The sequence below is a fragment of the Sphingopyxis sp. PAMC25046 genome, assembly GCF_004795895.1.
Lineage (GTDB): Bacteria > Pseudomonadota > Alphaproteobacteria > Sphingomonadales > Sphingomonadaceae > Sphingopyxis.
The window spans coordinates 3,872,904-3,887,638 of the sequence record NZ_CP039250.1 but is presented as its reverse complement, the minus strand read 5'-3'; the positions used below and the strand labels follow the sequence as shown (position 1 = coordinate 3,887,638).

Genomic DNA, 14,735 nt, shown 5'->3' with positions numbered 1-14,735 from the left:
CCGGAACGTGATTCGCGGGCATAGGCGCGCCCATCTTCCACGCCCTTCCAGCAAAAGGTTCGCCCCGATGAAAGTGAATGTCTATGTGACGCTCAAGCCGGGGGTGCTCGACCCGCAGGGCAAGGCGATCCATCATGCGCTCGAAGGGCTGGGTTTCGGCGGCGTATCGGACGTGCGCGCCGGCCGTTTCATCGAGCTCGACGTCGCTGACGGCACGAGCGACGCCGATCTCGACGCGATGTGCGCCAAGCTGCTCGCCAACACGGTGATCGAAAACTACCGCATCGAACGGCCGTAAGAGGAGCCAGACCCATGAAGACCGCCGTCATCGTCTTTCCGGGTTCGAACTGCGATCGCGACATGGCGGTCGCGCTCGAGGCTGTCACGGGCAAGGCGCCCGCGATGGTGTGGCACCGCGAGAGCGAATTGCCGGACGGGGTCGACTTCATCGCGCTCCCCGGTGGCTTTTCCTATGGCGATTATCTGCGTTCGGGCGCGATGGCGGCACGGTCGCCGATCCTGCGCGCGGTTTCGGACGCCGCCGGGCGCGGCGTGCCGGTGCTCGGTGTGTGCAACGGCTTTCAGGTGCTGACCGAGGCGCAGCTGCTGCCCGGCGCGCTGATGCGCAACGCGGGGCTCAACTTCGTCTGCCGTACCGTGCCGCTGACGGTCGAGAACAGCCAGTCGCTGTTCACCGCGGGCTATCGGGCGGGCGAGGAAATCGACATCCCCGTCGCGCATCACGACGGCAATTATTTCGCCGACGCGGCGACGCTCGACCGGATCGAGGGCGAGGGGCGCGTGGCGTTTCGTTACGCCGACGGCGTCAACGGATCGGCGCGCAATATTGCGGGTGTGCTCAACGATGCGGGCAATGTGCTCGGCATGATGCCGCACCCCGAACGCGCGATCGACCGCGCGCATGGCGGAACCGACGGGCTACGCCTGTTCGAGGCGGCGCTCGGCGCTCTCGCCTAGGTCGGGCACGGCGCGCTGCGGTTGCAGCCAGCGCCCGACGAGCAGCAGCACCGTCGGCCAGAACATCGTGTTCCAGATGTCGTGCCAGTGCGCCGCGTCGGGCTGGATCGCCGAACGGCTGTATTCGGCGGTCAGGTCGAGCCATTCGCCGCCGCAGGCCATGACGAGCACTGCGATCCACGCCGCGACCCATCCGCCGCGGCCGCGCCACGCGAGGCGCACCGCCAGAAACAGCGTCATGCCGAAATAGACGTGTAGCGCATCCTTGCCGAGGCCGGTCGCCTCGATCACCGACAGCTTGCGGGCTTCGAACAGCGACGCGATTTCGATCAGGGTCATGCGCGGTCAGACTTTGGCGCCAAAGGGGTTGAAGTCGGTGCCTTCGTCGAACACGTCGACACCTTCGCGGCGCTTCAACGCGCCGACGACGACATAGGTTGCGGGGGTCAGCACGGCTTCCCACGCGACTTTCATCGCCCAGTTGGTGGTGAGGACGAGGAACACCTGTTCGGTTTCCCAGATGCCGAGAAAGGCGATGGGGTAGAAGATCAGGCTGTCGACGCCCTGGCCGAAAATCGTCGAGCCGATCGTGCGCATCCACAGGTGGCGTCCTTCGGTCGCGAGCTTCATCCGCGCGAGGACATAGGAGTTGACGAACTCGCCCGCCCAGAAAGCGGCCATCGATGCGAGCACGATGCGCCAGGCGGCGCCGAACACGCTTTCATAGGTTTGCTGGCAGACCGAGCCGGGGCCCGCCGCGTCGATGCCCGATTTGAGCGCCAGCGTCTCGGTCCCGCTGCACCACCAGTCCTGCGCCGGCGGCATTGCGAGCACGATCCAGCTCATCACCGCCATGAACAGGAGCGCGGCGAACCCCGTCCAGATCACCCGCCGCGCGCGGGCATAGCCATAGACCTCGGTCAGCACGTCGCCGATGACATAGCTGATCGGAAAGAAGAGGATGCCCGCGCCGAAGGTCAGCCCGCCGACCATCGACAGCTTCGACGCGCCGATGATGTTCGAGAGCAGCAAGACGGCGACGAAAGCGGCCATGACGAGGTCGTAATAGCGAAAGTGCCGAATGCTTCCGGCGCTGACATGCGCGGGTTCGGCGGGGGTCGCGTCGGAATCGGTCATCGGCCGCTGCTTAACCTGCTTTGCGGCGGACGCAAACCGCGCTATTCGCGGCGCCGCACAGCCGTGCCGCGCGCCCGTAGCTCAGCTGGATAGAGCACCCGCCTTCTAAGCGGGTGGCCGCAGGTTCGAATCCTGCCGGGCGCGCCAACATCTCCGCGGAAATTGTTGGGGCAACTTTACGCTGCCTCCGAGGCAAACTTGTTCGCCTTGGTGACGGTTCTTAGACGGTTTTTCGCAGGAAATCGGTCGGTCATCTTCGCGGCCGATGTCGGCCGTAGCGAGCCGCGAGATGGCTCCCCTTACGGTTTGTGGCTGACATCGGCAATCAGCGGTTCATGAAGCCATAGCTTCTTGATTTCGTCGTCGTAGCCGGTGAGGTCATAGCGCAGCAGCGATACCGGCAGGCGGCCGGTGTTCATCAGATAGTCGTGATAATCCCTGATCGAGAATTTGTCGCCGAGCTGGCGTTTGCGATCTACCAGCAGCTTTTGAAGCTGCATCGCGCCGATCGTATAGGTCATGCCGTAACCCGGCGGACGCCGGATATAGATGCCCGCGTCGACGCGAGCGACATTGTCATCGAGATAGGGTGTCCACTCCTTCCAGAAATTCATGGTCTGGTCGACGGTCATCTCGTTGCGCTGCATCTTGACGTCCCCGATCGTCCGGGCGGCGCGGAAGAGACCGAAGATATAGATGAGCTCGCGGGTGCGCGGACGATCGTCGAACAGCCCCAGCTGGAGCGCGTTTTCTTCCAGATAGAAACCCCAGCCTTCGGTCCGGCCGCTGTCACTGATATGGCGGCGGATCGGGTGCGAAACCCGCTTGCCGGTCATGCCGTCGAACCGGTGGCCGGGAAAGGTCGCGTGAAGATGGTCGGGCGAGGCGTCGCGGAACTGCACCTGCTCCCAGAACATCGGCCCGTCGGGGCGGACGATCCATGGCGCGTTGAAGCCGACTTCCTGATAGGTGCCGGGAATATAGTCGGGGATCGTGATGATCTCTTCATCCTTCAGCCATTTGCGGATCTTGGCGTCGGTGCCGGCGAGCTGCGCCTCATATTCCTCGGCCGATCGGGGCAGCTGAAGTTCGGGCAGGTTGCGATTGCGGTGCCGCTCGGTCGTATAATTGGCCCAGTGCCGTTCGAGTTCGCGCTGAGCCAGCGTGACGATCTGGTCGGAATCATAGGGCATCAGGCGTACGTTGGTGAGGAACCAGTCATAGGCCGGTTTGCCCACTCCGGCCGGGGCGGTCATCGAGGGACGCGCGCCGACCAGCCAGTCGCGGAACCCGGCGATCGCCTGCTCCGCGGCCTCGATCTCGGGCAGCAGCGCAGGTTGCTGCTTTGCGGCGCGGCCGTGCAGATCGGCGAACCAGCCGATCAGGCCTTCGGGTTCGACGGGGCGGTAGGGCATGCCGTGGCCGACGCCGTCGCCGTGCGTCAAGCTGTGGATCGCGAGATCGGCATAGTCGGCAGCGACCGAGTCGAGGTTGATGCGGGCCTGAGCGAGATAGGCGGGGATCGCAAGCAGCCGCGTGCGGAAGGTTTCGAGCGCGTCCCCCTTCAGCGGTACGTCCGTATAGGCAAGTCGCTGAAGCTCGTCGACATACATGCCCGGATCGCGTGCCCAAGGCTTGGTGACATTCAGGGTAAAGTCGGCAAGGTCCATTTGCGCGCGGACCGCCAGATAGTCGACCTGCTTGTGTCGATCCCAGCGCGCGACCGCGAAGTCGGGCAGTCTGGCCTGAAAGGCCCGTAATTCGGCACGGCGCTTTTCGACGGCGGCGGGGCTATAGTCGATGACGCCGTCGATCGCCTTTGGCGTTTTCCATTCGTTGAAGGCCGTGAACAGCGTAACCAGTTCGTCATAGCTGCCCTTGCCGTCCGGCGGCGTGGCCTGCAGGGTCGAGACCTGCTCCGCCGCGCCGGCCGCCGCGAGCGGGGTAAGGCTGGTGGTGCTTGCGATCAGCGCGGTAACCGCCACGACGAATGCCTTGCGCATCGATAAGGTCTCCTCTGTTGTCTACCGGCGAATCATCGATCCACCGCTTGATTATTAAAACTAAAAACGCGTGATTTTGGTTATGATGTTATAGCTGAAGCCCTTGGTCAAGTGGCCATATTGCGTCCGCCACGGGGCAGGATGAAGCAGACGGGTAACCTCGATCTCCGAATCCGTCGTTTCGGGGAGAGGGTAGGGCACTGGGCGCGAGCGGGAATATTATTCTTTTAATTACAATATATTATATAGAATATTCCCTGACCGTGCACCGGACGAGATGCGCGGCGGGAAACGCGACGGCGCATCTAAAATGACACTTTTCACATTTTTTTGCGTCACGGAATTGACTGTGCCGCATCAATATGATCAAAATCACGCAACTGTTCACGGGAATGACTGGCACCAAATGCCGGCGACCGTGAATTTCGCAGGCGGGCGTTCCAGTTCAGGGAGTGACGAGCATGGATATGAAGCGGGTAGCAGCTGTTCGGGCAGGATTGAGGGGCGGTTCAGCACTGCTCCTGTCGATGGCGGTTATGGGGTCGGCGATGGCGCAGGAGCCGATTGCCGAGGATGGAGGCGCGATTGTCGTTACCGGGTCGCGTATCCCGCGGCCCGACGTCGAATCCAACAGCCCCGTCAATGTGATCGGTCAGGACGAAATCAAATATTCGGCCACCGTCGAGACCGAGCAGTTGCTGAATGCCCTGCCGCAGGCGGTGGCCGGCGCGGGCGCCCAGTCGAACTCGGGCAACGGTTCGGCCACGGTCAATCTGCGCAATCTTGGCGCCGTTCGTACGCTGGTGCTGCAGAATGGCCGCCGGATCGTCGGCGCGTCGCAGGATGGCGTCGTCGACCTCAACATGATCCCACCTTCGCTGGTTCAGCGCGTCGAGGTCGTGACCGGCGGTGCGTCGGCCGTATATGGTTCGGACGCGATGGCGGGCGTCGTCAACTTCGTGACCAAAGATGATTTCGAAGGCTTCGAAATCGGCGGATCCTATGGCCTCAGCGACGAGGGCGATGCCGAACGTTATAATGTCGATCTGACTGTCGGCGGCAATTTTGCCGATGGACGCGGCAACATCGTTTTCCACGGCAGCTATTATGATCGCGCGATGGTCAAGGGCGCAGCGCGCGACCATGCGATCGAATATTTCGCCGACGCCATCGTCGACGGCAAGCCGGTACTGGTGCCGGCGGGCAACGGGGTCACGCCGCAGGGCACGATTTTCAGCCCGCAGCTTGTCGGACTGACCGACCCCTACGGCAATACGATCGGCACCGCGGGGATATTCTTCGCCGACGAAGGCTGGCGCGCCTATCGCACGAGCGATGGCTTCAACGATCGTCCCTTCACCAACATCCAGATGCCGATGCAGCGCTGGCAGGGGTCGGTGATCGGTCATTATGACGTGACCGACGATGTCACGGCCTTCTGGGAAGGGTCGTACGTTCACAGCAAGATCAACTCGACGCTCGGCGCGGTGCCGATGAGCAGTTCGGGCTTCATTCCCGGCTTCCAGCTCGACATCCGCAACCCGTATCTCGATCCGACGCTGCGCGATTTCCTGAGCACGAACATGGATGCGGACGGCGACAGCCTGGTCCCGGTCAATATCAATCGGCGCCTGCTCGACGGTGGTTCGCGTACCAGCGACCAGACGCGTGATTTCTACCGCTTCGTCGTCGGGCTGAAGGGCGACCTGACCGACCGGCTGAAATGGGAAGTCTTCTACAACCAGGGTGAAACGAAGGTCACCGACGTCCAGGGCGGCGGCGTGCTGATCGACAATTTCGCCAATGGTTTCCTGACCGACCCCAATGATCCCTATAAGTGCGCGATCGCCGATGCCGATTGCGTCGTACTCAATCCCTTCGGGCTCAATTCGCTGACGCCCGACATGATCAACTATATCTACACCGATCTCACCAACATCACGACGATCCGCCAGAAGCAGGTCGGCGCAAGCCTGACGGGGTCGCTCTTCACGCTCCCTGCCGGCGACGTCGGCATCTCGATCGGTGGCGAATATCGCAAGGAAAGCTCGGCATTCGATCCGGATCAGCTGTATGTCCAGGGCAAGGCGCTGTCGCGGTCGGCGGGTCTCAGCCCGACGGCAGGTTCGTTCGACGTCGCGGAGCTGTACGGCGAACTTTATGTGCCGATCCTCGCCGACATGCCCGGGGTGGAATTGCTCGCATTCGAGGGCGGCCTGCGCTTCTCCGATTACTCGACCGCGGGGTCGGTATGGTCGTACAAACTGGGCGGTGAATATTCGCCGTTCCGCGGCCTGAAGTTCCGCGGCCTTTATCAGCGCGCAGTGCGCGCGCCGAACGTCGTCGAACTCTTTTCGGGGGCCACCAATACCGCCCCGCAGGCGCTGGACTTCTGTAACGCGGGTCCCGACCGGACGCAGCAGGAACGCGACTTCTGCGTGAACTCGCTGGGTATCCCGGCGGCGGTCATCGATGTGTTCCAGCAGGAAAACCAGCAGATCCGTGCGATCACCGGCGGCAATCCCAATCTGCAGGAAGAAACGTCGGATACCTGGTCTGTCGGTGCGGTCATCCGCCCCGAATTCATCCCGAACCTGCAGCTGACGGTCGATTATTACAACATCAAGATCGACGATGCGATCGGCTCGTTCGGCGGCGGGCTGCAGGCCGTGATCACGGCCTGCAACTCCGACCTGTCGCTGGATAACATCTTCTGCCAGCCGCTGCGGAACCGCACCCCCGACGGCCAGCTCTACGACGTGCCGCTGCTTAACGCCAATATCGCCAAGCTGGAGGCGTCGGGGATCGACTATCGGCTCGACTACCGGCACAGTCTGGGTTCGGTCGGAAGCCTCAGCTATTATATTTCCGGTACTTATCTGATCGACGCCATTACGCAGGGCAGCCCGATCGTGAACCCGGTGAACTGTGCTGGCTATATCGGCGGCGGCAGCTGCAGCACCGCCAACCCCAAATGGCGCTTTACCCAGCGTCTGACGTGGGAAATGGACAAGTTGCAGCTTTCGCTCCGCCACCGCTTTATCGGCTCCACGAAGGATGGCCGTATCGCGGGGGCAAAGGCTTCGGGCGCGGCGACTCCCTTGCTCGCCGTGCCCGAAACCGGCGACGTCCACTATTTCGACCTCGGCGCCAATGTCGACGTGCGGGAGAATTTCAGCCTGTTCGCGAACGTCGACAATCTGTTCGACCGCGATCCACCCTTCTACCTCTACGAGCGTGAAACCTACGACGCGATCGGTCGCCGGTTCACGATCGGGTTCCGGGCGAACTTCTGAGTGGAAAGGTGTGGGCTGCGGCGGCAAGGTGCCGCCGCGGCTCCGCCGGTCGCGTTCGAAGTCGTGTGAAGCTGGGAATAGTCGTCGATGAACAAAGTGGGTCTATTGGGAATGGCCGGGGCGGCGCTGGCGCTCGTGTTGGCATCGCCGCCGGTCGTGGCGCAGGATCGGCCCGTGCCGGTTCAAGGCGCCGCGAATGTGGCCGGAACGTCGCTGTCGATCGACGAGCTATACCGGTACAAGAGTCTGGTCGGCACGACGCCCGAAGGATATTCCTGGTCGGCCGACGGCGGCAGCGTGCTGTTCCTGTGGAACGACGAAGGCTACAGCTTCCGCGACATCTGGTCCTATTCGGTCAAGAGCGGAAAGAAGGTCCGCCTGACGACGCTCGGTCAGGACAGCAAGCCCGAGGCCGAGGCGAAGGGGATCGCGCAGGCGGTCGCGCTGGACAGGGGGCGCATCGCCTTCACCCTTGGCGGCCAGCTCCATATCCGCGAGGCGAACGGTACGATCGCCAAGGTCGAAACCGACAAGCAGGCGATCCGGAAACTCGCGGTTTCGCCCGACGGAACCCGGCTGGCCTTCATTTCGGGTAACCCGGTCGACATGCGAAACCGCGTGACGCTGGGCGGCGTGCTGTGGGTGCGCGATGTTGCGGCGAGGGCGGTCAATGCCGCGCGCCGCGTTGCGGGCGACGCCGACCCCAAAGTCTATATCGAGGATTTCCAGTGGGCCGAGGATGGCAAGGCGATTGCCTTCCAGCAGTCGGACGATCGCGCCATGCCCGAGCGCGACATCTTCTATAACGCCAAGGGCGAGTTGCAGAACAATCGTGTCGTCCGCGCGTTCCCGGGTGACGAGACGACCAGGGCGACCGTTGGCGTCGTGACGCTCGCGTCGGGCGAAACGCGCTTCTACGACCGTCCCGATGCGAAGCACCATGTGTGGGATTACGGCCTTTCCGGCGACGGCAAGCGTCTATTCGTCAGCGGCTCCGACATGGAGGCGAAGGAACATACGATCTACGTCTATGACGTGGCGACCGGTGCGCGCGAGACCTTTTACCAGCTTCGCGAGCCCAGGCATCTGCGTCCCGACTGGAAAGTCGCATGGGCCCCGGGCGACGATGGTCTGATCATCATGACCGATCGCGACGGTTGGCTGCACCTTTATCACCAGCGCGCCGCGGGCGGGACACCGCGCCAGATCACGCACGGCAAGTGGGAAGTCGAAGGCTTTGCGGTCGACCGCAAGGCGGGGCAGCTTTATTTCACCGCGAACGAGTCGCGCCTCGCGGACCGGCAAATCTATCGTGTGCCGGTCGCGGGCGGAAAGATGCAGCGGATCAGCGGCGCGGCGGCGGGCACGCACCAGCCCGTCTATTCGCCCGATTTCGGGCACATCGCCGATTGGTACAGCAACGACACGACGCCGCCCGAGCTCTATCTGGTCGATACGGCCAAGCCGGGTCGGGCAACGCAGGTGACCAGATCGCCGCAGCCCGAATTCTATCAGCAGACTTGGGCCGATATCGGCTATGCCGAATTCCCGAGCCATGTCGACGGGACGAATCTGCTCGCGCGTATCAGTCTGCCGGCCAATTACGATCCCGCCAAACGCTATCCGGTGATCGTCGGGTCGGTCTATTCGGACGCGGTGCGCAACCAGTGGGGCGGGCGGCGCGCGCACCCGACGTGGGGGATCGATCAATATTTCGTCGCGCAGGGCTATATCGTTCTCAACGTCAACATCCGCGGGTCGTGGGGGCAGGGCCGCGACCATAATCAGACGCAATATCACAGCTATGGCGAGACCGACATCAACGACCTGGAGAGCGGGGTGCGTTATCTGGTCGAGAAAGGCTATGCCGATCCAAAGCGCGTCGGCATCTGGGGGTCGAGCTATGGCGGGTTGATGACGATCATGTCGCTCTCGAAGAAACCCGGCGTCTATGCGGCGGGGATCGCGGGCGCGCCGGCGACGAACGTGTGGCACGCCTATCCGTCGCAGATGTGGATCATGGGGCCGCCCGAGGGTGCCGACATGCCAGCGCGCTACGAGGCGCAGTCGGCGCTCTATCAGGCGAAGGGGATCAGGGATCCGCTGATGATCATCCACGGGACGCGCGATCCGGTCGTGCTCTATTCGGACACGATCGCGCTCGCCGAGCAGATGATCCAGCGCGAGCAGATGTTCGAACTGGTGACGCTGCCCGGTGCCAACCACGCATGGGCGAGCGACAATCTTCCGCAGGCGCGCTTCGCCTTCAAGAAGATGATCGATTTCTTCGACCGCAACGTGAAGAACCGGAAATAGGATGCTGCGGCGGGCGATTTCCCTGATGGCCGGCGGTGCCGCTCTGTTTTCGGCGTCGAATGCGGCGGCGCAGGCCGAGGTGCAGCAGCTCGGTGCCGATTTCTGGGCGTGGCGCGCGACGACGCAGCCGGCGACGAGCGACGATATCCCGCGCATCGTCCGGCCGCAGAGCTGGACGCCCGACTGGTCGCCTGCAGCGGTCGCGGTACAGCAGAAGCGGCTCGCAGCGTTCGAGGCGGAATGGAAGGCGCTGGCGGACAAGCCGCAAACGGTCGGAGAGACGGTCGATTACCGCCTCGTCGGATCGGCGCTGTCGCGCGTGCGCTGGGAACTCGACCATGTCGCGGCCTGGCGCCGTCAGCCGCATTTCTACGTCGCGCAGGCGCTGAACCCCATCTTCGAGGTGCTGCTGCCGCCGCCGCCGCTCGAGCGCGCGCGGATCGACGATGTGATCCGGCTTCTCGGCAACGCACCCGCGACCCTTGCGGCGGGCAAGGCGAACCTCACCGACATGCGCGGCCCGTTCGTCGACGCCGCGCTGCACCAGATTGCCGATGTGCCGGCGAGCCTCGACGGCATGGTCGCGGGAATCGACCCGCACGCCACACCCGCGCAGCGCCGGGAGCTGAAGGACGCGAAGGACAAGGCGGTCGTCGCTTTTGCCGATTTCGCCGCCTTTCTGAAAGCGAAGCGCGCCGGGCTTTCCGAAATCACCGCGGTCGGGCGCGACTCCTACCGCTATTTCCTCGGCAGCGTGGCGCTCTACCCCTATTCGCCCGAGGAACTGCTCGTGATGGGGCGGCAGGAATGGGCGCGTTCGGTGCTGTTCGAGGAACTCGAGCGCAACCGCAACGCGGGCGTCGCCGAATTGCCGATCGGCCGCTCGATCGAGGCGGTGACCGCGAAGCTCGACGCCGACGAACTCAAGGTGCGGGCGTTCTTGCGCGAAAAGAATCTGCTCACCGTTCCCGACTGGGCGGGGCATTATAACGCGCAGCCGTTCCCCGCCTATCTTGCACCGATCGGCTGGCTGGGGCGCACCTTCGATCTGACCAGTCAGGCGCGGGTCGGGCAGGATGCGACGGTCTATCTTCCAGAACCGTCGCCGAAGCTGGGCTATTTCAACCTGTCGATCGCCCGCGATCCGCGGCCGATCATCGTGCACGAGGGCGTGCCGGGGCATTTTTTCCAGCTGACGCTCGGATGGAAACACCCCAACCCGCTGCGCCGCCATTATTACGACAGCGGCGCTAACGAGGGCACGGGCTTCTACGCCGAGGAGATGATGCTCCAGGCTGGCCTGTGGGCCGATGCGCCCAAGACCCGCGAGATCATCTATAATTTCGCGCGGCTGCGGGCACTGCGTGTCGAGGTCGACGTCAAGCTCGCGCTCGGCGAGTTCAGTATCGCCGAGGCGGCCGATTATCTGGAAAAGATGGTGCCGATGGACCGCACGACGGCCGAGGAAGAGGCGATCTTTTTCGCCGCGTCGCCGGGACAGGCGATCAGTTACCAGATCGGCAAGATGCAGACGGCGGAATTCCTCGCCGAGGCGCGCGTCCGCGAAGGCAAGGCGTTCGATCTCAAGCGCTTTCACGATTATCTCTGGCAGAACGGCAATGTTCCTGTTGCGCTCCAGAAAGAGGAATATCTGGCGATGGTGAGCGGAAAATAGGGGGCGGCATGCGTTTCATCAGACTGATTGAGCCGCAATCGGGACTTTCGGCACGGTGCCGGCTGCTCGACGACGCGGCGCCCGAATCGACGGCTTTCCTGTGGGATCTCGCCGAACGCCGCGCGGGGTTCGAGGCAATGCATGCGATCTGGACCGGTCCGGAAATCTCCATCCCGATGCCGGCCAGCACGCTGCCGGCCGGGATGGCGCAGCCCGCGATCCCGGCCGAGAACGCTACATCCTATCCCGACGCGGGCGACATCGTGCTCGCCTATCTGGCGGCGGGCAGCACCAGGGGACTTCCCCCCGGCCCCTTCTATGACATCGGTCTCTTCTACGGCGGCGGCGGGCGGCTGCTGATGCCGTTCGGCTGGATCCAGGCCAATGTCTGCGCGCGGATCGTCGACGAGGACCTCGCCAAGGCGCAGGCCGATTGCCGCACGATCCGCCGCAATGGCGCCTGTACCCTTTCGCTCGAAACCGCCTGAGGACATTCGCGGATGACTTATGACGATCTTATGTCCTTCCTGGGGAACTGGCTGCTGCCGGGGTCGCTGGTCGCGATCATGGTCTCGATGGGGCTGTCGCTGACCGCCGACGATTTCCGTCAGGTGTTCCGCAACAAGCGCGCGCTGATCTTCGGCGTCTGTTCGATGCTGATCGTGCCGCCGCTGATCGGGCTTTCGCTCGCGCTGACCGTGGCGCCGACCGCGGCGCTGGCGGTCGGCTTCGTCCTGCTCGCGACGACGCCGGGTGGGATGCTGTCGAACCTGTTCACCGACATGGCCAAGGGCGATCTCGCGCTGTCGATGTCGATGACGCTGATCCTCAGCATGATCTACATCTTCGTCATCCCCTTTTACGCGCATTTCGCGCTGCTCCACTTCATGGGGCTCAAAGCCGACGTACAGGTGCCGCTCGCGTCATTCTTCTGGGACATTTTCTCTATCACCGTGCTGCCCGCGACGGTTGGTTTCGTGGTCCGTGCGTGGCGTCCGGATTTCGCGATCTGGTTCAAGCGCTACCTGAAAAATGCCGCGACCATCGTGCTGTTCAGCTCGTTCGGTGTCATCCTCTACGACCAGGTTCCGGTGCTGCGCGAAAATCTGGGCGCGCTCTTCTGGATTACCGTTGCGCTCAACCTCACCATGGTCGTGGTGGTGATGACGATCATGCGCTTTGCCGGCTTCACCCGGCGCGAGAATGTCGCGATCGGGATCGAGCATCTGATGCGCCAGGAAGGCACCGCAATCTTCATCGCCGTATCGATCGTCGGCAATAACGAAATGTCGCTGCCGATGATCATGAACACTCCCGTCGCGCTCTGCTTCGTGCTGCTTTTCGTCGCCATCGCGCGGCGAACGGGCCGGCCGGCGCAGGGGGTTCCCGCCACGATTTGAAACACAACAGTCCGGCGACCGACCGGGCGAGCAGGAAAGTTCGCATATGACATTGTCCCGAGTTGAGGGCGTCGTGACGGGGTTGCTCCCCCTCGTCGCGATACCCTCCCCCTCCGTCTGGTCGACGGAGCGGTAATGCAGCATCGATCCATATCCCGCGCCGCGCGCAACGGCAGCGTGACGGCTCCCTTGTGGACCGCGACCGCCGCACCCGGTCCCGTTCTGGCGCCGCTCGCAGGCCATGTCGAAACCGATATTCTGGTAATCGGCGGCGGCATCGCGGGCACCGCGACCGCGCTGCACCTCGCCGAAAGGGGGACGGACGTCGTACTCGTCGAGGCCGGCCAACCCGGCGACGGCGCGACCGGCCAGAGCGGGGGACTCATCGCGCCCGATTATATCCGTCATTCGCCCGAAACGATCGTGCAGGCCCTCGGCCAGGAAGCCGGCGAGCGCCTGACGCAGATGATCGGTGCGTCGGGACAGCGCGTCTTCGATCTGGTCAGGCGTCACGATATCGACTGCGATGCGCGGCAGGACGGCTTTTATACGCCTGCACACACCGAGGCGCTGGCGGACGCCCAGCGGACCTTTGCCAATCAGTGGCGCGCACGCGGCCATGACGTCGATTTCGTGGCAGACGACGAGGTGCGGCGGCTGTTCGGGGCGGATCGCTATTGCGGCGCGCTGCGCTTTGCGGGCGGCGGCAGCCTGAATCCGCTTGCCTATGTCCGCGGGCTTGCTGCCGCGGCGGTGCGTCATGGCGCGCGCCTGTTCGCCAGCAGCCCGGTGCGATCGCTTGAGCGCCGGAACGGCGGATGGGTATGCCGGACGCCCGGCGGCACCGTACGCGCGGGCCGCGTCGTGCTGGCCGCCAACGGGGGCAACGCCGCGCTCCATCCGGCGATGCGCCGTACGACCCTGCCGCTGCACGTCTTCCAGTTCGCGACGGCGCCGCTCGACGCGGCGCAGAGGGAGGCGATCCTTCCGCAAGGCGGCGCATTCACCGACAAGGTGCCCTATCTGTTCAGCGCACGGCTCGACGGGCACGGGCATCTGATCTCCGCCTTTCCCGTATCCTTCCTCGTGCGCGGCGACGAGGCCTGTTATCGCGAGGCGCGGCGGCGCCTCAAACAGCATTTCGCGGCGATGCCCGATCCGCAGGTCGACTATCTGTGGCGCGGCCTCGCATGGGTGAACACCTCGTTCCTTCCCGAAGTTTACGACCTGGGCGACGGCGCGATCGCAATTCAGGCGTGCAACGGGCGCGGTATCTCCACGAACAGCGTTATCGGCGCCGAGGTCGCCGAGATGCTGGCGACGGGGAACCGCGATGCGCTTTCGGTGCCGGTGCGCGAGCCCTCGCCCGTGCGCTTCCACGCCGGTGCGGCCATGCTGCCCAAATTGCTGATGTCGATGGCCTATCTTTCGAACTGAGACGATGGGGAATTCAGGGCGCCAGCGGTTCGAGATTGTCGTGAAGGCGTCCGAGCAGCGCGATCAGTTGCTCGAACTCCTCGGGCGCGAGTCCCGCGACCAGATGCTCATAGATGGGTGCGGTGACTTGCCGCGCCTTTTTGAGCCGGGCCTTGCCGGCGGGCGCGAGCGCGACGAGCGTAACGCGCGCGTCGTCGCGGCTTGGCGCCGCCGTAACCAGTTCGGCCGCAGCCATCCGCTGGATAATGCGCGTCATCGTCGACAGGTTGATCACCGCAGCCTCGGCGATTTCGCGCGCGCCGCGCGGCGATTTTTCGCCAAGGATCATCAGCACCCGCCAGCTCGGGATATCGAGACCGATCGCGCGCAGCCGCGCGTCGATGATGCTGTTGTACCGGCTCACCAGCCTGTTGAGCAGGTAGAAGGGGTATCGTTTGACCCGAAAGGCGGCGGCGCCGGGATTGCCCGACAGAAAGACGTCCATGAGCGCCGC

At 63.9% G+C, this 14,735-nt stretch carries 12 protein-coding genes and 1 tRNA gene; 9 read left to right on the top strand and 4 right to left on the bottom strand.

Features of this window, described 5'->3' with window-relative positions; genetic code table 11:
• Positions 1 to 67: 67 nt before the first annotated feature.
• A complete protein-coding gene (gene purS, locus E5675_RS18180) occupies positions 68 to 298 on the top strand; it encodes a phosphoribosylformylglycinamidine synthase subunit PurS (RefSeq protein ID WP_037555366.1) in 231 nt (76 codons plus the stop codon).
• A gap of 14 nt (positions 299 to 312) precedes the next feature.
• Positions 313 to 978, top strand: a complete 666-nt coding sequence (gene purQ / locus E5675_RS18175) for a phosphoribosylformylglycinamidine synthase subunit PurQ (protein ID WP_136175745.1) — start codon at positions 313 to 315, stop codon at positions 976 to 978.
• Here purQ and E5675_RS18170 read toward each other — a convergent pair.
• Both E5675_RS18170 and E5675_RS18165 read right to left on the bottom strand, forming a co-directional pair.
• Positions 940 to 1,317: a hypothetical protein gene (locus E5675_RS18170; protein WP_136175744.1), complete on the bottom strand. Its 378-nt coding sequence runs from the start codon at positions 1,315 to 1,317 to the stop codon at positions 940 to 942. The two genes, purQ and E5675_RS18170, sit on opposite strands and share 39 nt — an antisense overlap.
• Before the next feature lie 6 nt (positions 1,318 to 1,323).
• The gene (locus E5675_RS18165; RefSeq protein ID WP_136175743.1) at positions 1,324 to 2,115 is read right to left on the bottom strand and encodes a queuosine precursor transporter; all 792 of its coding nucleotides are present in this window, start codon (positions 2,113 to 2,115) and stop codon (positions 1,324 to 1,326) included.
• A gap of 70 nt (positions 2,116 to 2,185) precedes the next feature.
• Here E5675_RS18165 and E5675_RS18160 point away from each other — a divergent pair.
• Positions 2,186 to 2,262: transfer RNA gene (locus E5675_RS18160), tRNA-Arg, on the top strand.
• Between the two features lie 152 nt (positions 2,263 to 2,414).
• Here the strand turns inward: E5675_RS18160 and E5675_RS18155 are convergent.
• A complete protein-coding gene (locus E5675_RS18155; RefSeq protein ID WP_136175742.1) occupies positions 2,415 to 4,118 on the bottom strand; it encodes a DUF885 family protein in 1,704 nt (567 codons plus the stop codon).
• A gap of 461 nt (positions 4,119 to 4,579) precedes the next feature.
• On the opposite strand from E5675_RS18155, the gene E5675_RS18150 reads away from it, so the two are divergent.
• From E5675_RS18150 to E5675_RS18125, 6 genes are all read left to right on the top strand, one after another.
• Positions 4,580 to 7,414 (top strand): TonB-dependent receptor, encoded by a 2,835-nt coding sequence (locus E5675_RS18150; RefSeq protein WP_136175741.1) that lies wholly within the window; start codon positions 4,580 to 4,582, stop codon positions 7,412 to 7,414.
• Between the two features lie 87 nt (positions 7,415 to 7,501).
• On the top strand, positions 7,502 to 9,730 hold the full coding sequence (locus E5675_RS18145) for a prolyl oligopeptidase family serine peptidase (RefSeq protein ID WP_136175740.1): 2,229 nt from the start codon (positions 7,502 to 7,504) through the stop codon (positions 9,728 to 9,730).
• A 25-nt stretch (positions 9,731 to 9,755) separates the two neighbouring features.
• Positions 9,756 to 11,405: a DUF885 family protein gene (locus tag E5675_RS18140; RefSeq protein ID WP_168707928.1), complete on the top strand. Its 1,650-nt coding sequence runs from the start codon at positions 9,756 to 9,758 to the stop codon at positions 11,403 to 11,405.
• An 8-nt stretch (positions 11,406 to 11,413) separates the two neighbouring features.
• The gene (locus E5675_RS18135) at positions 11,414 to 11,893 is read left to right on the top strand and encodes a DUF3830 family protein (protein ID WP_136175738.1); all 480 of its coding nucleotides are present in this window, start codon (positions 11,414 to 11,416) and stop codon (positions 11,891 to 11,893) included.
• A gap of 12 nt (positions 11,894 to 11,905) precedes the next feature.
• On the top strand, positions 11,906 to 12,805 hold the full coding sequence (locus tag E5675_RS18130; RefSeq protein WP_136175737.1) for a bile acid:sodium symporter: 900 nt from the start codon (positions 11,906 to 11,908) through the stop codon (positions 12,803 to 12,805).
• A gap of 135 nt (positions 12,806 to 12,940) precedes the next feature.
• Positions 12,941 to 14,242: an FAD-binding oxidoreductase gene (locus E5675_RS18125; protein WP_136175736.1), complete on the top strand. Its 1,302-nt coding sequence runs from the start codon at positions 12,941 to 12,943 to the stop codon at positions 14,240 to 14,242.
• Between the two features lie 13 nt (positions 14,243 to 14,255).
• Here the strand turns inward: E5675_RS18125 and E5675_RS18120 are convergent, their stop codons facing one another.
• Positions 14,256 to 14,726 (bottom strand): MarR family winged helix-turn-helix transcriptional regulator, encoded by a 471-nt coding sequence (locus E5675_RS18120; RefSeq protein ID WP_136175735.1) that lies wholly within the window; start codon positions 14,724 to 14,726, stop codon positions 14,256 to 14,258.
• Positions 14,727 to 14,735 lie beyond the last annotated feature (9 nt).

Excerpts from the sequence above, each read along its gene's own strand:
- purS (WP_037555366.1), top strand. The coding sequence starts at position 68 with ATGAAAGTGAATGTCTATGTGACGCTCAAGCCGGGGGTGCTCGACCCG.
- purQ (WP_136175745.1), top strand. The coding sequence starts at position 313 with ATGAAGACCGCCGTCATCGTCTTTCCGGGTTCGAACTGCGATCGCGAC.
- E5675_RS18170 (WP_136175744.1), bottom strand. The coding sequence starts at position 1,317 with ATGACCCTGATCGAAATCGCGTCGCTGTTCGAAGCCCGCAAGCTGTCG.
- E5675_RS18165 (WP_136175743.1), bottom strand. The coding sequence starts at position 2,115 with ATGACCGATTCCGACGCGACCCCCGCCGAACCCGCGCATGTCAGCGCC.
- E5675_RS18155 (WP_136175742.1), bottom strand. The coding sequence starts at position 4,118 with ATGCGCAAGGCATTCGTCGTGGCGGTTACCGCGCTGATCGCAAGCACC.
- E5675_RS18150 (WP_136175741.1), top strand. The coding sequence starts at position 4,580 with ATGGATATGAAGCGGGTAGCAGCTGTTCGGGCAGGATTGAGGGGCGGT.
- E5675_RS18145 (WP_136175740.1), top strand. The coding sequence starts at position 7,502 with ATGAACAAAGTGGGTCTATTGGGAATGGCCGGGGCGGCGCTGGCGCTC.
- E5675_RS18140 (WP_168707928.1), top strand. The coding sequence starts at position 9,756 with ATGGCCGGCGGTGCCGCTCTGTTTTCGGCGTCGAATGCGGCGGCGCAG.
- E5675_RS18135 (WP_136175738.1), top strand. The coding sequence starts at position 11,414 with ATGCGTTTCATCAGACTGATTGAGCCGCAATCGGGACTTTCGGCACGG.
- E5675_RS18130 (WP_136175737.1), top strand. The coding sequence starts at position 11,906 with ATGACTTATGACGATCTTATGTCCTTCCTGGGGAACTGGCTGCTGCCG.
- E5675_RS18125 (WP_136175736.1), top strand. The coding sequence starts at position 12,941 with ATGCAGCATCGATCCATATCCCGCGCCGCGCGCAACGGCAGCGTGACG.
- E5675_RS18120 (WP_136175735.1), bottom strand. The coding sequence starts at position 14,726 with ATGGACGTCTTTCTGTCGGGCAATCCCGGCGCCGCCGCCTTTCGGGTC.